The organism is Pseudomonas sp. Pseusp15 (assembly GCF_059492165.1).
In genome coordinates, this window is the sequence record NZ_CP168523.1 from 4821667 (window position 1) to 4846268 (window position 24602).

Consider the following 24602-nt stretch of genomic DNA (forward strand, 5'->3'; position numbering starts at 1 on the left):
CGCTGGCTTGCGGGGCGCCTGCAACCGGATGAATCGGCGAGGATTTCTGTTCATTTATTGAGCAGAAATTGCGATAAACGATGGCAAGCGTCCTCACGCTGCAGCACCTGAGTGTCGATCTCGCACTCCGCCGTCAGCGGTGCCTCATAAGGGCTGTCGATGCCAGTGAAGTTCTTGATCCGCCCTTGGCGGGCCGCTTGATACAAACCTTTGGGGTCCCGTTGCGCGCACACCGCGAAGGGCGTGCTCACATATACCTCGATGAAATCGCCCTCAGCGAACAACCGACGAGCGGCATCACGCTCTGCGCGAAACGGCGAGATCGCCGCAACAATCACAATCAAACCGGCGTCGACCATCAGCCGTGCCACCTCGGCCATGCGCCGGATGTTTTCCCGGCGACACTCAGCACTCATTCCCAAGTCACGACACAGGCCATTGCGCAGGTTGTCGCCATCGAGCAGGAACGTGTGCAGCCCGCGCCGATTGAGTTGCAACTCCAGTGCATTGGCCAGGGTCGACTTGCCCGCGCCCGACAGGCCCGTCAACCACAGGCAACGCGGGTGCTGGAATTTGATTGCGGCGCGGTCGCGGTTCGACAGTGACAGATCGTAAGGCCTGATCTCTGGAACAGGTATCGACAGGGGCTCATTCATAACCGAGCATTTCGTAATCGCGCTGGTACACCCGCCGCACCAGCCGACGGGTACGCACCGAGCAGAAATCGCGGGCAAGCATCGGACGCCGCTGTTGCGAGCCGTTGACGTGAGGCAACACCGCCCAGTGACCCACCTGTTCGCAGACCAGGCGAAAATCCCGCTCCAGATGCTCCTGGTAGCCAATGAAGTCCAGGGCCAGATGCCCCAGGGAGTCGGTCAGAAAATCCGTTTGCGCGGCAAAATGCATTTGTCGGCTGATGGTCTCCGAATGCAGCCAGCGAGCGACGAAATCATCGAAGTCGCGGTAGTGGCAGACCAGCCTCTGCGCCGCCTGATCGCGCCGGCCCAACTCATTGCCGCGCAAAAAAGCATAAGCCGAGTAGGCCCTTTCCAGCGGATCACGAACGAAGGCGAACTTGAAACTGGCGGCAAACTGCTCGGGAAATTGCTGCTCGTACCAGTACAACGGCAAGTGCCCGGGGCTCCACCCATCGAACATCGCCGCACATACGCTGCTCCCGGCACACTTGGGAACATGAATGAATAGACAGGAACGCTGCTCGAAGGCCCGTGGGAAGCTCAGGCTGGCCGACATCGACTTGTTGATCACCTGACGGTCCACGACCGACAGGCGTCCCAGCAGGAAAGCCCGCTGCGGCTTGGGCAAGAGCTTCCAGAGATAACGTTGCAGCATGGCAGTACCCGCGCGAAAGGGTTGCCCCCCTCGATTGAAGTCAAAGTTCGTTCAGGAACCTTAACAAGCGCGTTGCCGAGATTTATTCCGGTTTGGTCAAGAAGCGTAAAGGTCTGGATACAATCCACCGGACGCGTTGCACGCCGGTGAACGCAAGGGTGAGCAGGGCTCACCCTTGCATCGAATCAGGCGATGTCTTCAGCCGGGGCGTCGAGGCCCATGGCGTTCAGGCGGGCGTAGTAGCCATTCTGCGCCAGAAGCTCGGCATGGGTGCCGCGCTCGACGATCCGGCCCTGATCCATGACCAGAATCAGGTCAGCCTTCTCGATGGTCGACAACCGGTGAGCGATGACCAGCGTCGTTCGACCTTTCATGACCTGATCCAGTGCAGCCTGAATATGCCGCTCGGATTCGGTATCGAGGGCCGAAGTGGCTTCGTCGAGAATCAGCAACGGTGCATTCTTCAGCAAGGCCCGGGCAATTGCCAGACGCTGACGTTGACCGCCGGACAGCAGCACGCCGTTCTCTCCGACCTGGGTGTCCAGGCCTTCGGGCAACTGCGCAATGAAGTCCATCGCGTAGGCGTCTCTTGCCGCTTTCTCGATGTCTTCGCGGGGAGCCCCAGCCAGATCGCCATACGCAATGTTGTTGGCCACGGTGTCGCTGAACAGCGTCACATGCTGGGTCACCTGGGCGATGTGCCTGCGCAGGTTCAGCAGCTTGTACTGTTCCACTTCAACGCCATCGATCAGGATCTCGCCCTTGTCGTGGTGATAGAAGCGCGGAATCAGGTTGGCCAATGTCGACTTGCCGCTGCCCGAACGCCCCACCAATGCCACCATTTGCCCCGGCTCGACCGAGAAACTGATGTCATCGAGTACCTGGCGATCGGTGCCCGGGTAAGTGAAGCTCAAGTGACGCACATCCAGACGACCGCTGACGGCATCGCGCTCGATGGTGCCGTTATCGACTTCGGGTTCGACGTCCAGTTGCTCGAAGATACTCTCGGCGCCGGCCACACCTTTCTGGATGGTCGAGCTGACTTCAGACAATTGGCGGATCGGCTTCGGCAGCAGGCCTGCCAGAGTGATGTAGGCCACCATGTCACCGGCGGACGCATCTCCGCGCAGGAACAACACCAGGAACATCAGCACCGCCATGGCGGTGTAGATCACCAGCTGCAACAGCGGCGTATAGATGGCGCCGGTGCGAGTCATGCGCAGTTGCTTGTCGGTGTTGCCCTGGCTGGCATTGAAGAAACGCCTTTCTTCATAGACTTCGCCGCCGAAGCTGCGCACCACACGATAGCCCTGGATCGTTTCCGAGGCCACGTGCGTCACGTCGCCCATGGCGGCCTGGATCTTCTTGCTCTGTTTACGGAATTTCTTGCTGGCGGTGCGCACCATCAAGGCGATCAACGGCAGGATCGCGACCATGACCAGCGTCAGGCGCCAGTTCATGAACAGCAGCGAGGCGAACAGGAACGCCACCGTCATGCCTTCACGGATTACGACCTTGATCGCATCTGTAGCCGCCCCCGTGACCATGGTTACGTTGAAGGTGATGCGCGAAATCAGATGACCCGAGTTATGCTTGTCGAAATAACGGTTGGGCAAGACCAGCAGATTGTTGAACAACTGCACACGCAAGTCGTGGACAAGTCCGAGGGAAACCTTGGCCAGAAAGTAGTTGCCCAGATAAGATCCGAGCCCCTGCCACGCTGCAATCAGGATGATCAGCAAAGGCACGGCCTGCAGCAGTTGCAGATCACGCAGGTACGGTACGGTTGGAAACAGCGCCGCTTCGGGATTGGACAGGCCGTCGACGAAATACTTGAGGATGTACCCGAGCATTGGCTGAGTCGAAGCGAAAATCAGAAAACCGACAATGCTGATCAGGAACAGGCTGATGTACGGCCGGACATAGCTGAGCAGGCGGAAGTAAATTTTCAAGCTCGATGGGCTTGCGGAGAGACTGGAGTCGGTCATATCACGCGAATGTCGATAAAAAGGACGCTGACTTTAGCACAGCTTCTTCAGGGTTCTGGCAATCGCATAAAGGCTGTTATTGTTAAGCGTCAGAATTCAACATCAAATAGCCATCACCCCAAATGGCCGATCAACTTCAGGATTGAATCTCTCAGCATGCAACTCAGTGGCTTCAACAACACATCCAATCGAGTCTTCGATTTCATTTGCCTCTGGATTCTTCCACTCGGCTACTTCCTGCTGCTGTGCGCGATGTTCTTTCTGCCTGGTCGCAGCCTGCATCACAAGATGTTTTATGGCCTGTTCAGCATCCCATCGTTTATTGTCCTGTGCCTGCGCCCCCGCGAACTCAAAGAGTTGCTGCGCGAACCGATCTTCGTCGCGGTGCTGTTGTTCGCCGCCTGGGCCTTGCTCAGCCTGAGCTGGGGGCCGCCGATGGATCAAAGCGTCACCGGTCAGTTCAAACCCGCTTTGCACACCCTGCTGTTGTTCGCTGGCTGCTACCTGCTGGTGCGCTACCGAAGCGAGATCATCCAGCCCCTGCTGTTCAGTGCCGCAATGGTCGGGCTGATCGCGTCGGCCTACAACCTGTTCATGTTTACCCGCCACTACGAGCCGGGCATGCGCCTGATCGGGAGCGGCGCATTCGACAACCCACTGCTCAGCTCCCACGTATTCGGCTTTTTTTGTACCTACTGGCTGAGCGTGAGCATGACCTGCAAGCGTCGCCAGATGCTCTGGCTGAGCATCCCGGCGATGGCGATCATGTTCGCCACGGTGATCGCCACCGGCTCCAGAACCCCGCTGGTTGCTTTGACACTGGCTGCGTTATGGCTGAGTTTCATCAGCTGGAACCGTCGTTCTTTCATATTGCTGGGTACCCTGTTGATCGGTGGCGCAGCGGTTGCCGTACTGTTTTCGCAGATGATCGTCGAGCGCGGCGACTCCTATCGCTTTGAAATCTGGCAGCTGGCCCTGCAAAAAATTGCCGAGCACCCGTGGATCGGTCATGGCTACAACGCCACCCTGACTCTCGACCCCGGTATCGGCTACACCTTGCAGGAGCCTCATAGCTTCGCCTTGGGGGTGCTCTATTACGTTGGTATTTTCGGCTTGATGCCGTGGCTGTTCTTCCAGGTCCGGTGCTTGCTGAATAGCTGGCGGTATCGCCTGCAGCCGTTGTTCATCATCGCCTCGACCTGGCTGGTATTCGGCATCGGCGCCGGCCTGACCGAAGGCGGCGGTATCATTTCCCGGCCCAAGGAGCACTGGTTTTTGCTGTGGATTCCGCTGGCGCTGATCGCCGCATTAAGCATCAACCAACGGGCCAGGCGCCTATTGGCAATGCCGATCAGGACCTTGACGCCGGCCGCCCTGCAACAGTTGACCGCCAGTGCCCAGGTGATCGAGGAAGACGGGCTGGGGCCAAAAGTCCTGCGCCTGGTCGATGGCAGCTTCCTCAAGTTGTTCCGCCGCCGTCGCTGGTACACCTCGGGTAGCTTCAACCCCTATTCCGAACGGTTTGCCGCCAACAGCGAGCAATTGCGCAACCTGGGTATCCCGACCCCGCAAATTCTGGACCTGTATCGACTCAAGGACGGTAGCAGTGCCGTACACTATTCACCGCTGCCGGGCAGCACTTTGCGTCAGGTTCTTCAAGGCATCACCGCGCCCGCGGTGCGTCAGGCGCTGGTTGAGCGTTTCGGCAAGTTCATGGCGCAACTGCATGAACAAGGTGTCTATTTCCGGTCACTGCACCTGGGCAATGTACTGGTACTGGATGACGGTGAGTTCGGCCTGATCGATCTGGCGGACATGCGCATCTATCCGTCATCGCTGAGCCTGTCCCTGCGCAAGCGCAATCTGCGCCATATGCAGCGTTACGCCGTGGATCGACGCTGGCTGTTCGAAGACCACTTTGGCGCGCTACTTCAGGGCTACGCCGTGATGGCGTCGAAATCTGCAGTGGATAACCTACACAGGCAAGTACTGACCGGGAGTCATCCCGCCCGGGCTCATTAATAGTCGAAACCAACCCGTTCATTGCGCTGGCGGCCTACCTGCTGGCCATCGTGACCGCCGCCCTGTTCCCGACACCTCAGGCATGCCGGTGAGGGCCGCTATACCGGCATCGATGGCTGCGCGTCTCAGGGTGGGCTCAGTCTTTTTCCAGCGGTGAGAAATACAGCCGCCCCAGGCCGCGCCAGGTCTTCTTGTTCCAGGCCTTGAACGGTATCTGCGCCAGCAGTTCGCGCGCCAGCTTGCGGTCGCGATTGGAGGTTTTCAGGAACATCGAGCTGAGGAATTTGTAGCGCACCTCGTCGTACAGCGGATGATCGCTGAACAGTGCGTAGGAGCGCAGGATGTTGTCGATCATGAAGCGGTTATTCTTGTAGGAGTTGGTGGCGTGCTTACGATAGCGCGCCATCAGCACATTCAGGCCATCGATGAAGTAGCCGGCGCGGGTCACCTTCAACTCGATTAGCAAGTCCTCCAGGCGAATGTTCGGATCGAAGCCGCCTACCTTGTCCAGCGCTTCACGGCGGATCATCAGGGTCGGCGCCGGCGGATAAGGCTTGCGCTCCAGGAACATGTCATCGAAGTCCAGACGACGGAACGGCACATCTCGACGCTGACGTTTCTCCGGATAGAGATTGCCGTCGGCGTCGATCAGTTCGATGTTGCCGGCGCAGATCCCGACCTCGGGCTTGCCATCCATATACGCCACCTGGGTGGCGATGCGCTCCGGCAACATGATGTCATCGGACCCGAACGGCACGATCAAACTGCCCTTTGAGCGCGCAATGGCGCCGTTGAGGGTGTTGGTCAGCCCCTGGTTCTGCTGGACCCGGAAATCGAAATCGTGCTGCGCCTGCAAGGCATTGATGCGCTCGACGCTGTCATCGCTGGAGCCGTCATCGATGACCAGCAACTCGATATTCTTGTAGGTCTGGGTGAGGACGCTGAGGATGCTTTCCTCGATATAGCGACCGTGGTTGTACGACGCGATGATGACCGTGACGAGAGGTTGCACGTCGTTCATGGTTGCTCCCTGCGGGCTTGACTCAAGCCGGAGTCGATCAGGTTCAGGTACTCCTGGCGGAATACCTCGATGTCGTGTTGCTCCAGGAGATAGCGGTAGGCCTGTTCACCCTTGGCCTTGAGCTCGTCATCCGACAGCCCCAGGTAGTTCTCCAGCGCTGCGACCAGCGTCGGCACGTCCGCCGGGGTAATTGCCAGACCGCCCGCGCCCTGAATCAGCGGCAACATGGCCGGCACGTTCGAGGCAATCACCGGCAGGTGCCCGCTCATGCCCTCGAGCAATGCCAGCCCCAGGCCTTCAGCCAAGGACGGCATGGTCCAGATGTCGAACGCCCGAACATACTGCAAGGCGTTTTCCTTGAAACCCAGCAAGTGCGCGCGACCGGTCAGCCCAAGGCGCTCGATCTCGGCGGCCAGGCGCGACTCTTCACGCCCCGCACCAATGATTGCCAGTTGGGTGTTCGGGTATTTGTCCTTGAGGGTGGCAAAGGCCTGCAGCAGATAGGTGTGGCCCTTGACCGGCACCAGTCGGCCCAATGCGCCGATCAAGCGCACCGAGGGATCGATGCCCAACAACTCGCGGGCACGCTCGCGGCGGTGCTGCAAACCTTCAGCCTGCTCGATGTCGATGGCGTTGGTGATTGCGTAGGTATTCTGGTCGGTAAAGCCGCAGTCGCAATCGAGCAGGTACTGTTTGACCGCTGGCGACACACCGACAAAGCGCCAATGGCGATCGATCAGGCGCTGGGTCTGGCGGCGCCGGTAAAACCGGTCGTACTCGCCAAAACCGTGGGAGATGCCGATGCACAGCGGTACTTTCAACCAACGGTTGAGCGCCAGCATCATGTTCACCGGTTTGAAGCGATTGCAAATCACCACGTCGAATTTTTCTGTGCGGCAGAACTTGTACAGCTGCCACATGGCGCGCAGGCGCATGCCCTTGAGGGACTTGTCGGAAAACTCGAAATATACCGAACGATCGGCGCGACTCACTGCCTCGCCAGGCCCTGGCTTGCCGCGCAGGAACGCCGCGGTCACTTCATAGCGATCACTCGGCAGGGCCTTGACGATCTGCTCCGCGAGGTCGGCAAAATCATGGGCTTTGACGTTGTAGTCAGGCTGCAACTGCAGAACCTTTGACCGTTGACTCATAACTCTCCCCGGTGAAAACCAGTCGCATCGATGACCCAGGCCGGCTCGGCGGCAAGGCGCCTGATCTCGGCCGGATCGGGTGGGGACAACCGTGACCACTCGTTGCGTTTCCAGCAGACAAAGTGGAAATACGGAAACCGACGATCGCCATCACGATCGTTACTCAAACAACCATCGCGCCAATACCAGCGATGCGGAAAATCATCCGTGCCGTCGTGCCACTTGATGCAACCGCCCGGGGTACTGAACGCCTCGGTGAATTCGCTGCGGCGACGCCACGGATTGAGCTTGCCCACCAGGGAGAACAGTGGCTCGGGGAAATTCTTGCGCCAGAGGAAGATCCGACTGAATGCGCCTTCATCCAGCGCGTGATGCACCTGATCGGTAAAGCGTGTTTGCCAGTCCTTGATCTGCATGAACAACTCACGTTTGCGGGCAGTGTTGCGCATCAAACAGAGATGGCCTGCCACCCGCCGCTCGTGGGTGGAGAACAAGTCATAACTGGCCAACCGATCAGCGGTGAAATAACGTCGCAGATCACCAAATACCAGATCAATATCGCCGAACGCCCAGAAATCATAGCCTTGCAGGCGGTCGACATGGATATGCCCCAGGGCCGGCTTGATGTCGCAGAGCTTGTAAGGCGCGTCCGGCACAAAGTCGATATTCAACCGCCGTGACACCAGCGCGCAGTACTCGCTGAAACTCATGGCTTCAACAGTCACGTTGGGCGGCAGGTTCTCGGGAGTGCCGCAATCACTGAACAGCAGCCAGTCGATATCGGCGTTGCGTCGGCAACTCTCGAGGAAAAACGGCATCCAGAACGGCCAATGACCGAAATACGGAATCAGGAACAGGATACGCGGGCATGGATTGATCACAGAAATACTCACTACTGCTTGGATACGCCGCCATGCTAGGGGCCGCGATACTTCATTTCTGCCTCACAGATGTTTCACCATGCTTCAGAACCCAGAACAACTCATGCCGCCTGACCGCCTTGCGAAAGAACTCGTTCTCGCCATAGACGGGTGGCACTCTACTGGCCAGCAGCCACTGTATCAACCGCCGCAAACGTCGCTTGAACGGCATGGGCGGTTGCAGGTCGTGCATCATGCCCAACGCCATCGCTTTATCACGCTGACGCGCCAAAGGCATCGGCAGGCAACAGGGCTGCATCGCCGTTGCCAAATCGAACGTCGGCGGCAGGGCGATGCCATGACCCGCATCACCCATCGGCCAACGATCATTGTCATGCAGATGGTTGGCATAGCCAAGCACGGTGGTCGGCTGCCACTCCAGCCCGCTCAACGCTTCGAGAACCGCTGCCTGGGCACAGATGTGATCCGGGTGCGGGTCGAGGGTCGGGTGCGGCAATACGATCACTTGCGGACGCGCCCTCAGCAACAGTTCACGCAGATCGGCCAGCAAATTGTTCCAGGTCGGCGCGCCGTCGACATCGCCCGGCAGGGCAAATGGATTCAACTGACGAAACAACCGGGTGTCACTCAAATCCGCTTCGCGCGAACCCACCGGCGTGGCCGGCGCCGCCTGCATCGCCGCCAGTTGCAGGCAAAAATACCCCAACTGCACGCAATGGGCTTCAGGCACCCCGGCCCAACGCGGTACGGCGATGCTATCCCAGGCTCGCAAACGGCCTTTGAGACGAGCTGCCTCGACCGTGCTCAGACCCATCTGTCGATAATGTTCGGCTTCGATTTCACCGGCGGTCAGGGTGACGATCCAGGCTTCGTCGGCCTGGCTGTACAGACCGTAGGCGGCCAGCTCTGCATCGTCGGCATGGGGAGCAATCACCATCACTCGCTGACGGCGGTAGTCCGGCTGCTCGAACGCCCATAGCACGGGCTCGCCGAGCAATCGGCAGAAACGCCCACGTAGACGCAACTCACCTTGCGACAACACGCTTGCCTGACCACTGAGATTGAGATAACGCAGCCCGTTTACACCGCGCTCGAAAGTTTGCCGGTCGGGATTATCGCCCCCCAGCAACTCGACCACCGGATCGATAAAGCGCCCCAGCCAAGTACTTTTCACCCGCAGCGCCAGTATCAGCGTGGCGTCATCGACCAGCATGACGCCCTCATCCAGCCGTAGCCGTTCACCGTCCAGATGAATCTTGGGTTGCGGGGTATACGGCGGGAAGCTGTATTGGTAATCGTCTTGGGGGGAATAAAACAGATGGTCGGCAAACCACGCCTCATGGGCGATCCAGCCCAGCACCGCAAGCACCAGCGGCAGCCACCAGGCCACCAGCCCGCCGATCGCGATCAGCAACATCAACGCAATCAACAGGCCGATGCGTTTGTTGCGCCGATGGCGCTTGAGCAGTTGCTGTTTGCGGCTCATGGGTTGGCTCATACCGTGAAGACCGGCACAGAATTGCACCAACGGTCCTTGTACTCACGGTCGGTTCGACCAAAGGAAAACCGCAGGGGCTTATCCAACGCACGAGCATGTTCCCAGGCGCTTTGGGTGTTGAGGAAGCTCAGCACGCTGCCGGGGCTGAATTCACGGGTCTCGGGATCGACACCACCGTTGACGTATTCGACGCTGATCCATTCCGGCGCCTCGACGCGGTACACCAGTTGAGTCGCTATCGGTGCGTCGTTGAGGAAAATCACCGAGCCGATCAGCAACTCGCGCAACAACTCGATCACCTCGCCCATGCGCTCGGCACCGGTGGCCGGAAAGCCCCAGCGACGCTGGAACAGGTCGCAATAGATCGCAGCCAGTTCACTGCTGGAAAACTCGGTAACCGGCCGCACCACGCCGCCCGCCTCTTCCAGCAGACGCAACTCGCGGCGCTGGTTGTAGCGAAACTTTTTCGACAATTCTTCAGGCGTGCGGGCCAGCGCCAGTTGTTCTGTCTGCAGCTTGATACCGGTAAAACGACCTTCGCTCAGCGCCGACAGGTAACGCCCCCGATGGCGCAGCGGTGCCTGGGCATCGGCGGCGGCCGGGAGGATCAGTTCGGCATTGCCGAGGTCGAACAGGCCCTTTTTACCTGTGCGCTTGAGCACGTCCTTGGACAGCGCCAAGTCGCGCCCCCAGGTTGGGATGGCGGCTTTCACTTCGCCGTCCTGCTCCCAAGCCAGGTAGCGCACCGGAATGTCGGCCAACTGTGCCAGACGTTCGACTACCAGGGGATGGGTCGCGACGCTGCCGCCAAAACGCTGCCAGGTTTGTGCATAAGTCGAGGCGTCGACCTGCACCCAGCCACGCTCGCGCCAGCCTTGAAATCGGTTGAGCATCAGCCCCTCGGTGCCAGTTCGGTAACGTGCGGCAAATGCCAGAAAGCATCGCGCACCGCGCGATCGGAGAAGCGCTCACGCAAGCGGTCGAACATCAGCTCGGCGCACTGGCGGCGTTGCTGCTCGTCCATCGCGGCCAGATGTTGCAGCCCTTGAGCCAGGTGCCCGGCATCGCCCAGCGGAAATAGAATGCCCACACCTTCGACCACTTCCCTGGCGCCACCACACGCGGTGGCGAGCAACGGCACACCGGCGGCCATGGCCTCCAGCAATACCATGCCGAACGGTTCATGATCGGAACTCAAGGCAAACACATCGAAAGCGCGGAAATAGCGACGCGCCTCGGGCACCTGACCGAGGAACAGCACGCGATCGCCGATACCCAGTTCACGCGCCAGGGCCTTGAGGTCCTGCTCCAGCCGACCGCTGCCCAGAATCACCAGCTGACTGTTGGCCGGCAACCCCGGCAATGCCGTGGCAAAACCATGCAACAACGTAGTCTGATCCTTGTCCGGATGCAGGCGCCCGACGTTGCCGACAATCCAGGCATCCATCGACAGACCGAGGGTTTCCCGGGCCTCGCGAACCGACACCTGACTGGCCTGTAACGCCTGTACATCAATCCGGTTATAGAGCGTCTGAATCCGCGCCTGCGGCCATTTCGGCAAGCAACGGCGCATGTCGTCACGCACCGCATCGGAGACGCCGAGCAGGCTCAGGCGTTTGCGGAAAATATGCGCGAACAGTTTGCGGGTGCGGCGCTGGTAATCACCAAACGCGTGATGCACGCCAATCACCGGCAACGAAGTGCCGAGCAGGGCGATGTAGATCGGTTTGAAACGATGAGCGATGCAGAAACTGAAGTTGCGCGATGCGGCGATCTTGCGCAGATCGCCGATGGCGCCCAGCTTCAGGCCACGAATGGCCTTGGAGCTGTACTCCATGAACAGCACCTCGTCGGACGCACAGTTCGCGGCGACTTGGCTATCGGCAGCCCCGGTCAGGAACACCGTGGTCACGCGATAACCGGTCCCCGCGAACAGGCTGGCGTACTGCCGGGCGCAGTCCAGAAACGGCCCGTCATAGCCGTGACAGAACTGCAGCACATGGCGTTCAGCCGAGCGAGTCATAAGCGTCCGCGCCTTCTTTGACCACCAGAATGTCTTCCATGATCAGGTACTGCAGGTCGGAACCGAAGAACATGTTCAAGGCGTCGGTCGGCGAGCAGATCATCGGCTCGCCACGACGGTTGAGCGAAGTATTCAGCGACACACCGTTGCCGGTCAGTACTTCCAACGCCTTCATCATGTCGTAGTAGCGCGGGTTGTATTCGCGCTTGAGCACCTGGGCCCGGGACGTGCCGTCTTCATGGACGACTTCCGGCACGCGGGTTTTCCACTCTTCAGCCACTTCGAAGGTGAAGGTCATGAACGGTGCAGGGTGATCGATCTTGATCATTTGCGGCGCAACGGTGTCGAGCATCGACGGGCAGAAAGGCCTCCAGCGCTCGCGGAACTTGATCTGATGGTTGATACGGTCCGCCACGCCGGCCACGCTCGGGCAGCCAATGATCGAACGACCGCCCAAGGCACGCGGACCGAACTCCATGCGACCCTGGAACCAGGCCACCGGGTTGCCATCGACCATGATTTTGGCGATCTGCTCCGGCATATTGTCGAGCTTGCGCCACTTGGGCTTGTCGGCGTGACGGGCGCAGGCCGCGATCACGTCTTCATTGCTGTAGGACGGGCCGAGGTAGACGTGTTCCATCTTCTCGACCGGTACACCACGGGCATGAGACACATAAGCCGCCGCACCCACCGCGGTACCGGCATCGCCGGACGCAGGCTGGACGAACAGTTCTTTGATGTCATCGCGGGCGATGATTTTCTGGTTCAGCTTGACGTTCAACGCACAACCACCGGCGAAGGCCAGCTTGCCGGTTTCCTTGAGCACATCGCCCAGGTAGTGGTCGATCATCTGCAGCGCCAGTTTCTCGAACAGCGCTTGCATGCTCGCGGCGTAGTGAATGTAGGGTTCGTCGGCGATGTCGCCTTCACGTTTCGGACCCAGCCACTCGATCAGCTTCGGCGAGAAGTAGAAACCCTTGCCCTTCTCTTTATAACGACGCAGGCCGATGACGTTGGCGTAGTCGGTGTTGATCACCAGTTCGCCGTTTTCGAACGAGGCCAGGCGCGAGAAATCGTATTTGCTGGCGTCGCCGTACGGCGCCATGCCCATGACCTTGAACTCACCGTCGAGCATTTCGAAGCCGAGGAACTCGGTGATCGCGCCGTACAGGCCGCCGAGGGAGTCCGGATCGAAGAATTCCTTGATCTTGTGGATCTTGCCGTTTTCGCCATAACCGAAGAAAGTCGTGGCGTATTCGCCCTTGCCGTCGATCCCCAGGATCGCGGTTTTCTCTTTGAAACCGGAGCAGTGGTAGGCGCTGGAGGCGTGAGCCAAGTGGTGCTCGACCGGCTCGATCTTGATCTTTTTCGGATCGAAACCCAATTGCTCGAGGCACCAGACAATCTTGTTGCGATAGCGCTTGTAGCGACGGTTACCCATCAGGATCGCGTCGAGGGCGCGGTCCGGGGCGTACCAGTAGCGCTTGGCGTAGTGCCAGCGAGCCTTGCCGAACAGGCTGATCGGCGCGAATGGAATCGCCACCACGTCAACGTCGGATGGCTTGATGCCCGCCTGCTCGAGGCAGAATTTCGCCGATTCGTAAGGCATGCGGTTCTTTGCATGTTTATCGCGCACGAAACGCTCTTCTTCAGCCGCCGCGACCAGCTTGCCGTCGATGTACAAGGCTGCGGAAGGATCATGGCTAAGGGCGCCGGACAGGCCAAGAATCGTCAATGCCACAGGGGTCTAGCCTCTTTAGTCTGCATGCAGGCGCAACGCGCCTCAAAAATTAATGTGCCCTCGCAAGGGGCGAGAGACAGCTAAAGGGCGGGATTATAGCGTAAACGTGGCGGGAATGACCCTGCCCTTATCGGCGCCGTGAAGATGACGTCGAGCCCAAGCGTTCGCCTTTGCTCATCCGCGACCCGGCCGCCAGTAAATCCTGATGTTTCCGTCGGCAGCTTGCCGGTAAATCGTATAGGGCAAGAAAACCGTGTCGAATACACCCGAAAGGGTCAAGTCCAGCAATACGAACGGCACCAGAATACCCGTGGGATCGGGCGGCGCGTGCAGGAGACAAAAGTCGTGAGCCAGACCGCTGTAGATGCGAGGAATGGACTGACAGTAGGTCTTTTGCTTTCTGAGGCCACGAGCGGCGTCTTCGTCATCCTGCAGCACCGTGACAGCGGTCCCGCAGCCAGACAGCGCCAGTGAAAAAGAGCTCAACATCACAGCCATTTTTATCGTCAAAATCTGCCCTCCGAGAACGTCAGGCAAACTAGCATCGTGGCTATTCAGGGCACAGTTCATGGGCTCTGCAGATCATGTAGGACAATTCACAAGAACTTGTCCGCCAGTTCTCGGGAGACTGATCTGGCGCCATCGCGGGCAAGCCCGCGATGGGGTCGAAGACCCGATTCAAGCAGCGCTAGAGATATTTTTGGGCAGACGCTGATCAATCACACGATACAGCGCACTGCTCTCGGGCCAGTTGCGCATGAACCGCGCCCGATCCCGCGCATACGCTGGAGCGAAGCTGCTGAGCGAGCCATGCTGGCACATCGAATCCAGGTCGATCAGCGCCCAGCGATCCTGTTGCCAGAACAGGTTATGGCCCTTGAAATCGCCATGACTGATCCGTTCGCGAATCAACTCGGCAAACAGGTGATCCAGCGCCTGCAACTCAGCCTCTGGCGCCTCTCCACTTTCTACGTACGGCGAGAAGCGCTCGATGATGTCGGGCCCCGGCAAATACTCGGTCACCAGGTACGCCCGGCCGCGTAGCCAGAGAAAACGCTTCTCCAGCAACGCCAATGGTTTTGGCGTGGCAATACCGAGGAACGCCAGGCGATTGCCTTCGCGCCATGAGTGCCAGGCGCGGCTCGGGCGCCAGAAACGCTTGAGCCAGTGGGTAAAGCCTTTGATGTTGTAACGCTTGACCACCAATGTGCGCCCGGCCACCTCGACCTTGCCGACGCTCGCCGCGCCGCCGGTCTTGTACAGATGCCCCTGATCGAGCAAGGCGTCGGCCTGTGCCAGCACCGGCAGCATCGCCGCCTCTTCCTCACGGCGAATCGCCCGCAAGCCGAACGCACCACGCTGGACGCTGAACAGCGTGCATTCGCGGCCGACCTTGATCAGAAAGTCCTTCAAACGCCAGCGACGGACCTTGTCGATCTGTTTTTGCAACGCCTCCATCGGCAACGCGTGTTCGCCATTACTCAGCAGGTAATACACCAGCAACTCTTCGGTGAAGGGTTCCAGCACTTTGGGCAACTGGGCGAAGAACACCCCGAGGTTTTCCAGGACTTTCTGTTGCGACAGCGGCTTGCCCGCCGTCTCGACGCAGATACCGGCGCCATCGATCAAATACAACTGACCGCCATGGCGCAGCAGGTTGTCCAGGTGCAGGTCTTCCTGCCACAGGCCTTTGCTGTGCAGTTGGCCGATGGCGCCCAACGCCTCAGCCAGCACCGCGGATTGTTCATCCGCCAATGCGGGCAAGTGTTCGACCTGCTTCCAGGCATCCCCCAGGCTCTCGGCACCCTCAAGGAAATCGAACAACAGCCAACCGCCCTCGCCGTCCTTGAGGCCATCGGCCAATAACAACGGCGTGGTCAGCCCCTGAGCGGCCAGCAAACGCACACCGTCCAGTTCGCGTTGAAAATGCCGCGCCGCTTTGCCACCGACCAACAACTTGGCCAGCACCGGCCGGCCACGCCAGACGCCAGCCCCAACATAACGCTGTCCCGGCAACACCCGCAGCAGACTCAGCAACTGCAAATCGGCAGGCCCCGCGGCATCGGCCAGTGGAATACTCAGCGGCAGGCTCGGGCTACGGCCGGCGTTTTTCAGCTCGGACAAACGCATCAACGCGTCTCCTTGTTACTGCGCCGCGCACTCAGGCGCGATACCCAACGGTCCACCCGCGAACTGTTCAGCGGCTGATCCAGATAAACCGCCAACAATTCGCGCAGCTGGCTGTCGCTCCATTCCGGCGCCCGACGCAGCAACGGCTCCAGGTCCTTGACCCGATCACGCCGGCCGAAAAACAGCGGCCGGGTTTTTTCCAGGTCGATCAATTGCGCCTGATAGCCGTCGCCGGTGGCCTGAAGAAAAATGTGCTTGGGGTAAAAGCAACCGTGGACCTGGCGCCTGCCATGCAGGCGTCGCGCCAGTTGCCCACAGGCCTTGAGAATGGCCGAGTGCTGTATCGCACTCAGCTCCGACCAGCGCTGCAACAGCGAATCCAGATCATCCCAACCGTCCAGCGCGTGAGTCAGCAGAATCGCCCGAACTTCGCCGTCGACCTTGCGCTCACCAAAAAACGCCGCCTGCAGCGCCGGAATACCCAGCGCCCGATAACGACTGATGTTGCGAAACTCACGGGCAAAACTCGGCTCGCCAAAGGGCGAATGCCGGGAGCGCGTCAGGTAGTTGCTCTGGCGCTTGAGGTAGTAGCCATGACCGTCCAGATCCAGCCGAAACACACTGCTCCAGCCACCCCGACCGGTATTGGGCTCGTCCACCGCGTCGAGCTGTTTGGCCCAAAGCGCGTCGAAGGTGCCGAGACCATGACGCTCGAACAGCGCGCGGTCTTCAGCAGCCAGAAAATCAGTCATTCGCGCCCCTCAAAAAATCTCACCACGTGCCGAATGCGTTTCTTGTCCGCGGCATCGAGCCGGGCGCATTGGCGGTATTGCAGGTAAAAGCGCAGGCGCTGGGTCGCCGACAGGTGATACTTGGCGACCTTGTCGAGGCAGGCCAGGTCTTTGGTGATGCGGTATTTGAGCCAGAAGCCGCGCCAGAAATCGCCGTTGGGGCAATCGATCAGGAACAGCCGGGCCTCATCGTCGACCAACAGGTTGCGCCACTTCAAATCATTATGAGTGAAACGGTTGTCGTGCATGGTCCGGGTGTAACCGGCCAATTGGCGACTGACGGTATCAACCCAGGCGCGGTCCGCCAGTTTCGGATCATGCCGATTAGCCAGGACCGACAAGTCTTCGGTATGCGGCAGTTCGCGGGTGATCATTGCCCCACGGGCGTACGTCACACCGTGCCGCTCCAACCCCCAGGCCACAACCTCTGCGGTGGGAATGCCCCACTTGGCGAAACGCTTGAGGTTCTGCCATTCGGCCTTGACCCGAGGTTTGCCCAGGTAGCGCCGCAGGCCTTTGCCGGCACTGACGTAGCGTTTGACGTAATAGTTGACGCCTTTGCGCTGGACGCGAATAACTTCGGACAGCGGATCATGGGTCAGTTGCTCGCCCTCGAGGGCAAACACCGCATCAAGACTGCCGAAATCTTCTGCCAGATCGCTGTAAGCCGGCTCCAGTGTCCAACCCGACATCAGAGCGCATCCCCGTAGCGCTGTTTACGCTCGTAGAGCTTGTTGGCCTTGCCTTCGAGCCACGCCAGTAACCCGGCTTCTTCAACCAGTATCTGGCGCAGGGGCTGCTGGAAGTACCCCTTGAGGAAACGCAGTTTGTCGCGACGGGTCAGGCCGATCTCCAGCGCCGAAAAATACAGCGCCGCCAGGTCCTTGTTGCGCCAGCGCCGGGTAATCGTCGGGCGGGCCTGGGCGCGGTGCAGGTCGATCACCGACAACTTGAGGTCATCGCAGGTCACCGGCTTATCGGTGTGCAGCAGGAAGTGGCAGATGTAGCAGTCGCGATGGTTGACCCCGGCGCGGTGCATCATGCCGGTCATGCGCGCGACTTCGGCGATCAGCGCGCGCTTGAGCTTTGGCTCCGGCGGGTGCTTGACCCAGTCGATGCTGAAATCTTCAAGGCTGACGGTGGGCGCCAATTCTTCAGTGACGATGAACGAATGCTGATCCGCCGGGTTGCTGCCCTTTTCGCCATAAGCGACGGCAGTCATGGTCGGCACGCCGACTTCTTGCAGGCGCTCAATGGCCTTCCACTCCTGGCCCGCGCCCAGCACCGGCAGCTTGGCGGTCAGCAGGTTCTTGAAAATCTCACCCCAGCCGATACCCCGGTGGATCTTCACGAAGTACCCGTGGCCGTCCACTTCAGTTCGCAGCGTCCGGCGCGCTTCGAGCTCGCGGTACACCTCGCCCTTGAGGTCCTCGACTTCGGCGAACGGGTCGCGTCCAGCCCAGAGGCTCTTGAACGGTTCAGCCAGCATCAACTTCATTAAGCGTGCTCCGCCAGAATCACATCGGCCGCGTGCTGCGGCATGCTGTAGAGGTCGGCCGTCTCGGCGAAGGCCAGACCGTTGCGGCTCCAGGCCGCCCGTGCATCAGTGTCGTTCAACATGCCGGTCAGGTACTGAGTCAGTTGCGCCTGATCGAAGGGTTCGTCCAGCACCAGACCCGCGTCGGCCTCGGCGATGTAATGGGCATACCCACACACCGCGCTCACCAACACCGGCAAACCGGCTACCAGGGCTTCAAGCAATACCGTCCCGGTGTTTTCGTTGTACGCCGGGTGGATCAGCAGATCGGCACCGAGCAGGAAGCGCGGGATATCGCTGCGGCCCTTGAGGAATTGCACGTTGTCGCCGAGCCCCAATGTGGCGCTCTGCAATTGGAATACTTTGGGGTCGTCCTGGCCAATTACAAACAGCCGGGTGCGTTTTTTCAGCTCGGCGGGCAGCGCGGCCAGTGCCTTGAGGCTACGGTCCACGCCTTTGGTCTTGAACCCGGAACCGATCTGCACCAGCAGCAGCTCATCGTCCTTCAGGTTGAATTCGGCGCGGAACCCGGCGCGAATTTCATCCGCGTTCGCGGGGCGACGACGGTCTTGGGCAATGCCGGGTGGCAGCAAATGGAAGCGCTCCAGCGGTGTGTCGTAATGCTTGATGAACAGCGGCTGCTGGACTTCGGAAATCATCAGCACTTCGGTCTTGGCATCTTTGGCGAACACCGCGCGCTCGTACTCGGCGAAGTGCCGGTAGCGGCCCCAGCGACGGTACAGCGAGTTGCGCAGGTTTTGCGCCTTGTCTTCGAAGCAGCCGTCGGCGGCGTAGTAAACGTCCAGGCCCGGCATTTTATTGAAACCGATCAGGCGATCCACCGGGCGCTTGGCCAGATCGGCCTCCATCCATTCGGTGAGTTTCTCGTTGCGCCGATGATTGAAGAACGCCTTGACCGGCGCCACCAACACTTCGAAGCCCGGCGGGATGTCGCCTTCCCAGATCAACGTGTAGACACGAATTTGATGGCCGCGCTGCTGGCATTCAAGGGCGATGCGCATGAAGTCACGCTGCAAGCCGCCAAAGGGAAAGTACTTGTACAGGACAAATGCCAATTGCATCAGCGCAGCTCCTCAGCCAGTAACAACGTGCTCAGTCGGCTCGCGACACGCTCGGGATTCAGACGCGTGAAGCACAGGGGCCACTCGCGTTTCAGGTCAAACCGACGGGCATCGTCGGCCGTCGGTTGATAGGTGCATTTCTTTTGCAGGCACGGTGCGCAAGGGAAGTCGCTGGCCATGTGAATCTGCGATTTGCCATAGGCGCCGGTCAGGCCCGGATTGGTCGGGCCGAACAGCGACAGGGTCGGCACGTCCAGCGCCGCAGCCAGGTGACCGAGGCCGGTGTCCACCGCCACGCACGCCTGCGCGCCGGCCAGGACTTTGCCGACACCCGCCAGGTTCAGCCTGGGTAGCACTTCGACGTGTTTCATGTCTTTGGCGATGCGCTCGGCGCGGGCTTTTTCGACCGGGTTGCCCCATGGCAGCTTCACCGCCACGCCGAGATAACCCACCCGCTCGGCCAGCTCGCGCCAATAAGCTTCAGGCCAGTGCTTGGTGTCCCAGGTGGTGCCGTGGAGAAACACCACGTACGGATTCTTGCGCGGTAGCTCCACCAGCCGTTCGACGTTCAGACCATAGTCGCCCAGGCCTTTGGGCAAGTCGTAACCCAGGGCCAACGCGAACAGCTGACGCACTCGCTCAACCGCGTGCTGCCCACGGGCCACGGCCAGACGTCGGGAATAGAAGCGCGCGGCGATCGGTTCGCGGGCCGAATTCTTGTCCAGCCCGGCCACCGGCGCTTTGGCATAGCGCGTCAGCAACGCACTTTTCAGCAGGCCCTGGGCATCGATCACCAAGTCGTATTTCGTCGCGCGAACGCTTTGCTTGAAGCGCTTCCACTCGCCACTCTTGATGGTCTGCCAGATGTTCTTGCGCCAGCGACGGATCGCCACCGGAATCACCTTGCCCACGGCCGGGTGCCAGGTCGGAATCTCGGCGAAACCTTCTTCCACCACCCAGTCGAACTTGATGCCGGGGATCGCTCTCGCCGCATCGGTCAACGCTGGCAACGCGTGAATCACGTCGCCCAGCGAAGAAGTCTTGATCAACAGTACCCGCAAACTATTTGACCTCGACCACAGTGCCCAGCAAACGCTGCAAGGCTTCGTTCACCGCTTTGGGCATGAGCTGGCGCAAGCAGTTGTAATGACCGAAACGGCAGGTGCGATCGAAGCACGGACTGCATTCGATGCCCAGGCGCACGATCTCGACATGCTCGGCCAGCGGTGGCGTGAAACCCGGCGACGTCGAGCCGTACACCGCCACCAACGGGCGGTTCAGCGCGGCAGCCACGTGCATCAGGCCGGAGTCGTTGGAGACCACCGCGTCGGCGCAGGACAGCAGATCGATGGCCTCGGCCAAGGAAGTGCCGCCACTGAGGTTTACCGACTCTTCACGCAGCCCCGGAATCAACCGCCCACGAATGTCTTCGCCCACCGCGTGATCGTTTTTCGAGCCGAACAACCAGACTTGCCAGCCTTCACGAATCTTCGCCTCGGCGACCTTGGCATAGTGCTCGGATGGCCAGCGCTTGGACTCGCCGAACTCGGCGCCAGGGCACAGCGCCAACACCGGACGGTCAAGGGCCAGGCCGAACTTGGCCAGCGCGCCGTCGCGAGTCACCGGATCGATCTGCAAGCTCGGCCGTGGATAAGGTTTCGGCAGCTCGATGCCAGGCTCAAAGGCCAGGGCCATGAAGCGCTCGATCATCAACGGATAACGCTCTTTGTCGAGCGTGCGCACATCATTGAGCAGGCCGTAGCGGAACTCGCCACGCCAGCCGGTGCGTTTCGGGATGCCGGCAAAAAACGGCACCAGGGCCGATTTCAGCGAATTGGGCAGCAGGATGGCCTGGTCGTACTGACCGGCCAGGGATTTACCGATGCGCCGACGCGTCGCCAGTTCCAGCACGCCGTGGCCGAGCGGGAAGCTCAAGGCCTGGCGTACTTCGGGCATGCGCTCGAGGATCGGCCGGCTCCACTCGGGGGCCAGCACGTCGATTTCGCACTGCGGGTGGCGTTGTTTGAGACACTGAAAAAGTGTCTGCGCCATCACCATGTCACCGACCCAACTGGGCCCAACGATCAGAATTTTCATGTGGTTTCCAAAAACGAACCGGGGGGGCATACGCCTCCCCGCCTCGAGAATCCAGCACCTGCGGGGTGAGCCGCCAGGTCATTTGGACGAGCCGGCTGGGGCTCGTCGAATAAATTTAATACACATCCATGTTAGTTAGCATAACCCTCTGTGGCGAGGGAGCTTGCTCCCGCTGGGCTGCGAAGCAGCACCAAAACTGCCACTGCGTTTTAATCTGGCGGACCGCACAATCTGATATGGGAGTGCTTCGCACTCCAGCGGGAGCAAGCTCCCTCGCCACAAAAGCCTGCCACACTCTTGTCAGCTTCAGCTTAACCCCAGCTCACGCCAGATCCGCATGACCTGCCGTCGCTCATCCACGAACTGATCGCCCGGTATTACCCCGGAGTCCTTCTGCAAGGCCTCCCGGTGAGCGGCGGAGCGGTAGGCTTTATAAGCCTCACGCAACAGGCTGGCGTCTTCGGCGGGTATCAACCCTTCCTCCTCCAGCCCTTCCAGAATGCGGATATTGTCGGTGTAGCGCAGCAATGACGGATGTGTTTCAGACCACGCCAGAGCCGCGTATTGCACCATAAATTCAATATCGACGATACCTCCAGCGTCCTGCTTGAGATCGAACGGCGCCGTGGCCTCGAAGGCATTTGCCGCCGTGCCTGCCGCAGTGCTCTTGCTGCCGAGGTTATCGCGCATCTTGGCGCGCATCTCGCTGACCTCCTGGCGCAAGGTCGACAGGTCCCGCGATTTGGCCAATACCGTCGCGCGGACCTTCTCGAACGCCTGGCCGACATCCTGACTACCCACCAGCACCCGCGCCCGCACCAGCGCCTGGTGCTCCCAGGTCCAGGCCTCGTTCTCCTGATACCGGGCAAACGCGCCCAATGAACTCACCAGCAAACCGGAAGCACCGGACGGCCGCAGGCGCATGTCCACTTCATATAGCTGACCGGAGTTGGTCTGAGCCGTCAGCAAGTGAATGATCCGCTGCCCGAGCCGGGTAAAGAACTGTGCACCGTCGATGGGTTTCGGGCCGTCGGTTTCCGCTTGCGGATCCGCGTCATGGATGAACACCAGGTCCAGGTCCGAACTGTGCCCCAATTCCAGGCCGCCGACTTTCCCGTAACCGACAATGATGAATCCAGGGTCGCACACGCTGCCATCGGTGCGCAGCGGTGTACCGTACTTGGCCACCGTCTGGCGCCAGGCCAGGGCCAGCACTTGTTCGAGGATCGCTTCGGCAAGCCAGGTCAGGTAATCGCTGACTTTCATCAACGGCAGGCTACCGGCAATTTCCGAAGCTGCGACACGCAAGCGGTGCGCCAGTTTGAAATGCCGCAGGGCTTCCATTTGTTGTTCGAGGTCGTCTTCGGGAATCCGCGTCAGACGCTCGCGCAACTCGGCCGCCAGTTCCGGCGCCAGTGGCGGCTTGAACAGCCGGCCTTCGTTGAGCAATTCGTCGAGCAGCAACGGGAAGCGCGTGATCTGTTCGGCAATCCACGGGCTCGCCGCGCACAGTGTCAGCAGACGGCGCAGCGCACCGGGGTTTTCGGTCAGCAGCACCAGATAGGCGGAACGCCGCGCCACCGCTTCAACCAGTGGCAGCACGCGCTCCAGCACCAGATCGGGATTGGCGTGCTCCACGGCCTGGGCGAGCAAGCGCGGTATAAAAGCATCGAGGCGTTCCCGCCCCAGGCGCTGCATGGCACGCAATTGCGGACTGCTGCGCAGACTGGCCAATGCTTTCAGCGCCTTGGCGGCATCGGCGAAACCGCCCTCTTCGAGCTGGCGGCACGCGGCTTCTTCGTCCTGGGCTTCTTCCCACAGCGGCAGCCATTCCCCGCCGACCACCACTTCGCTCTCGGTGCCCTGCTCTTCATCGGGATCGGCAATCACCTGACCAAAGTGCCAGGCCACCCGGCCACGCCAGTACATCAGTTGTTCGTGGAATGCCGTCCAGTTGGCAAACCCGAGCATGAAGGCAATGCGCGCCTGATCCTGCGGGCCGTCCGGCAACATCTGGGTCTGGCGGTCGGCAATTGCCTGAATCGCGTGCTCGGTGTAACGCAGGAATTCGTAGCCTTGGCGCAGTTCGCTGACCACCGCCGGCGGCAGATAGCCCTGCCCCTCCAGGGTGCTCAGTACTTTTAATAGAGGACGCTGCTGCAGGCTCAGGTCGCGACCACCGTGAATCAGCTGGAAGGCCTGGGCGATAAACTCGACTTCACGGATGCCGCCGGAGCCAAGCTTGATGTTGTCGGCCATACCCTTGCGCCGGACTTCCTGCTGGATCAACTGCTTCATGGTGCGCAGCGCTTCGATGGCCGAGAAGTCCAGGTAACGCCGGTAAACGAACGGCCGCAGCATCTCGAGCAACTGGGCGCCAGCCACTTGATCGCCAGCCACCACCCGCGCCTTGATCATCGCGTAGCGCTCCCAGTCACGGCCCTGATCCTGGTAATACTGCTCCAGCGCATTGAAGCTCAGCACCAGAGCGCCGGACGAACCATAAGGCCGCAGGCGCATGTCGACGCGGAACACAAAACCGTCGACAGTCATCGGGTCCAGCGCCTTGATCAGACGCTGGCCGAGGCGAATGAAAAACTCCTGGTTATCCAGCGAACGTTTCACGCCGACGGTTTCGCCGCCCTCGGGGTAGGCAAAGATCAGGTCGATGTCCGACGACAGGTTCAACTCCACCGCGCCGAGCTTGCCCATGCCGAGGATGACCATCTGCTGCGGCTCGCCGCTGCGCCGCCCGGTGGGCACACCGAACTGCTGGCAATGCCGCGAGTACAACCACTGATAGGCCTGATCGATGCTGGCATCGGCCATGTCCGAGAGGTCGCGACAGGTCTGCACCAGATCGGCCTGGCGAGTCAGGTCGCGCCAGATGATCCGCACCTGGTGACGATTACGCTGGCGGCGCAGGGCACGGCCTAGCTGGTCGTCGGTTTCGGCGGCGCTCACCGCCATGGCGATCTGTGCGCACAACTCGCCCGGTGCCAAGGCGCGGTCCAGTTCGCCGGACTGCACCAGTTCCAGCAACATCAAAGGGTCACGCAGACTCTGTTCAATCACAAAGTCGCTGGCAGCGGCGACGCGGGCAAATTGCACCCAGCGCTCAGGCGTCCAGGCAGACAGGCCATGGTCATCGGGAAGGACCCCGACCGTCGTACGAAACGACTGCTCGGCGCGGGTGATTAACGGCAGGAGCCCATCGGGCAGTTCGGCAAGCGAAGGGAGGCTCATGGTCTATCCTTGATCGGCGTGTGAAGGGCTGCATGTAGTGA

The 24602-nt window shown here is 60.4% G+C and carries 20 protein-coding genes; 1 reads left to right on the top strand and 19 read right to left on the bottom strand.

Annotated features, from left to right (window positions below; translation table 11 throughout):
- Window positions 1-50: 50 nt before the first annotated feature.
- The 3 genes from cysC to msbA all read right to left on the bottom strand — a co-directional run bounded on the left by cysC (window position 51) and on the right by msbA (window position 3341).
- Window positions 51-656: an adenylyl-sulfate kinase gene (gene cysC, locus ACEN8R_RS21780; RefSeq protein ID WP_018928542.1), complete on the bottom strand. Its 606-nt coding sequence runs from the start codon at window positions 654-656 to the stop codon at window positions 51-53.
- On the bottom strand, window positions 649-1353 hold the full coding sequence (locus ACEN8R_RS21785; protein WP_018928543.1) for a sulfotransferase family 2 domain-containing protein: 705 nt from the start codon (window positions 1351-1353) through the stop codon (window positions 649-651). The genes cysC and ACEN8R_RS21785 overlap by 8 nt, the downstream gene beginning before the upstream one ends.
- Before the next feature lie 185 nt (window positions 1354-1538).
- On the bottom strand, window positions 1539-3341 hold the full coding sequence (msbA, locus tag ACEN8R_RS21790; RefSeq protein WP_019020918.1) for a lipid A export permease/ATP-binding protein MsbA: 1803 nt from the start codon (window positions 3339-3341) through the stop codon (window positions 1539-1541).
- A gap of 156 nt (window positions 3342-3497) precedes the next feature.
- Between msbA and ACEN8R_RS21795 the strand changes: the two genes are divergently transcribed.
- Complete coding sequence (locus ACEN8R_RS21795; protein WP_018928545.1) at window positions 3498-5363, top strand: O-antigen ligase family protein; 1866 nt, start codon at window positions 3498-3500, stop codon at window positions 5361-5363.
- Between the two features lie 136 nt (window positions 5364-5499).
- On the opposite strand, the gene ACEN8R_RS21800 is transcribed toward ACEN8R_RS21795, so the two are convergent.
- From ACEN8R_RS21800 to glnE, 16 genes are all read right to left on the bottom strand, one after another.
- Complete coding sequence (locus tag ACEN8R_RS21800) at window positions 5500-6384, bottom strand: glycosyltransferase (RefSeq protein WP_018928546.1); 885 nt, start codon at window positions 6382-6384, stop codon at window positions 5500-5502.
- Window positions 6381-7535, bottom strand: a complete 1155-nt coding sequence (locus ACEN8R_RS21805; protein ID WP_018928547.1) for a glycosyltransferase family 4 protein — start codon at window positions 7533-7535, stop codon at window positions 6381-6383. The genes ACEN8R_RS21800 and ACEN8R_RS21805 overlap by 4 nt, the downstream gene beginning before the upstream one ends.
- Window positions 7532-8416: a DUF6625 family protein gene (locus tag ACEN8R_RS21810; RefSeq protein ID WP_018928548.1), complete on the bottom strand. Its 885-nt coding sequence runs from the start codon at window positions 8414-8416 to the stop codon at window positions 7532-7534. Before ACEN8R_RS21810 ends, ACEN8R_RS21805 begins: the two co-directional genes overlap by 4 nt.
- A gap of 52 nt (window positions 8417-8468) precedes the next feature.
- Window positions 8469-9902 carry a PIG-L deacetylase family protein gene (locus ACEN8R_RS21815; RefSeq protein ID WP_018928549.1) on the bottom strand — a complete coding sequence of 478 codons (1434 nt, stop codon included), beginning with the start codon at window positions 9900-9902 and terminating at the stop codon, window positions 8469-8471.
- 8 nt (window positions 9903-9910) lie between these two features.
- Window positions 9911-10807 (bottom strand): antimicrobial resistance protein Mig-14, encoded by an 897-nt coding sequence (locus tag ACEN8R_RS21820; RefSeq protein WP_018928550.1) that lies wholly within the window; start codon window positions 10805-10807, stop codon window positions 9911-9913.
- The gene (locus ACEN8R_RS21825; protein WP_018928551.1) at window positions 10807-11937 is read right to left on the bottom strand and encodes a glycosyltransferase; all 1131 of its coding nucleotides are present in this window, start codon (window positions 11935-11937) and stop codon (window positions 10807-10809) included. The genes ACEN8R_RS21820 and ACEN8R_RS21825 overlap by 1 nt, the downstream gene beginning before the upstream one ends.
- Window positions 11921-13678, bottom strand: a complete 1758-nt coding sequence (locus ACEN8R_RS21830; RefSeq protein ID WP_018928552.1) for a carbamoyltransferase family protein — start codon at window positions 13676-13678, stop codon at window positions 11921-11923. Before ACEN8R_RS21830 ends, ACEN8R_RS21825 begins: the two co-directional genes overlap by 17 nt.
- A 174-nt stretch (window positions 13679-13852) precedes the next feature.
- Window positions 13853-14188, bottom strand: coding sequence for a YceK/YidQ family lipoprotein (locus ACEN8R_RS21835; protein ID WP_081626544.1), 336 nt, complete (start codon window positions 14186-14188; stop codon window positions 13853-13855).
- A gap of 168 nt (window positions 14189-14356) precedes the next feature.
- Window positions 14357-15808 carry a lipopolysaccharide kinase InaA family protein gene (locus ACEN8R_RS21840; RefSeq protein WP_018928554.1) on the bottom strand — a complete coding sequence of 484 codons (1452 nt, stop codon included), beginning with the start codon at window positions 15806-15808 and terminating at the stop codon, window positions 14357-14359.
- Window positions 15808-16560, bottom strand: coding sequence for a lipopolysaccharide kinase InaA family protein (locus ACEN8R_RS21845; protein ID WP_018928555.1), 753 nt, complete (start codon window positions 16558-16560; stop codon window positions 15808-15810). The genes ACEN8R_RS21840 and ACEN8R_RS21845 overlap by 1 nt, the downstream gene beginning before the upstream one ends.
- Window positions 16557-17291, bottom strand: coding sequence for a lipopolysaccharide kinase InaA family protein (locus tag ACEN8R_RS21850; RefSeq protein WP_018928556.1), 735 nt, complete (start codon window positions 17289-17291; stop codon window positions 16557-16559). The genes ACEN8R_RS21845 and ACEN8R_RS21850 overlap by 4 nt, the downstream gene beginning before the upstream one ends.
- Window positions 17291-18097, bottom strand: a complete 807-nt coding sequence (rfaP, locus tag ACEN8R_RS21855) for a lipopolysaccharide core heptose(I) kinase RfaP (protein ID WP_018928557.1) — start codon at window positions 18095-18097, stop codon at window positions 17291-17293. Before rfaP ends, ACEN8R_RS21850 begins: the two co-directional genes overlap by 1 nt.
- Complete coding sequence (locus tag ACEN8R_RS21860; protein WP_018928558.1) at window positions 18097-19218, bottom strand: glycosyltransferase family 4 protein; 1122 nt, start codon at window positions 19216-19218, stop codon at window positions 18097-18099. Before ACEN8R_RS21860 ends, rfaP begins: the two co-directional genes overlap by 1 nt.
- The gene (gene waaC / locus ACEN8R_RS21865; protein WP_018928559.1) at window positions 19218-20279 is read right to left on the bottom strand and encodes a lipopolysaccharide heptosyltransferase I; all 1062 of its coding nucleotides are present in this window, start codon (window positions 20277-20279) and stop codon (window positions 19218-19220) included. The genes ACEN8R_RS21860 and waaC overlap by 1 nt, the downstream gene beginning before the upstream one ends.
- Window position 20280: 1 nt before the next feature.
- Window positions 20281-21315 (bottom strand): lipopolysaccharide heptosyltransferase II, encoded by a 1035-nt coding sequence (waaF, locus tag ACEN8R_RS21870; protein ID WP_018928560.1) that lies wholly within the window; start codon window positions 21313-21315, stop codon window positions 20281-20283.
- A gap of 306 nt (window positions 21316-21621) precedes the next feature.
- Window positions 21622-24561, bottom strand: a complete 2940-nt coding sequence (glnE, locus tag ACEN8R_RS21875; RefSeq protein WP_495624360.1) for a bifunctional [glutamate--ammonia ligase]-adenylyl-L-tyrosine phosphorylase/[glutamate--ammonia-ligase] adenylyltransferase — start codon at window positions 24559-24561, stop codon at window positions 21622-21624.
- Window positions 24562-24602 lie beyond the last annotated feature (41 nt).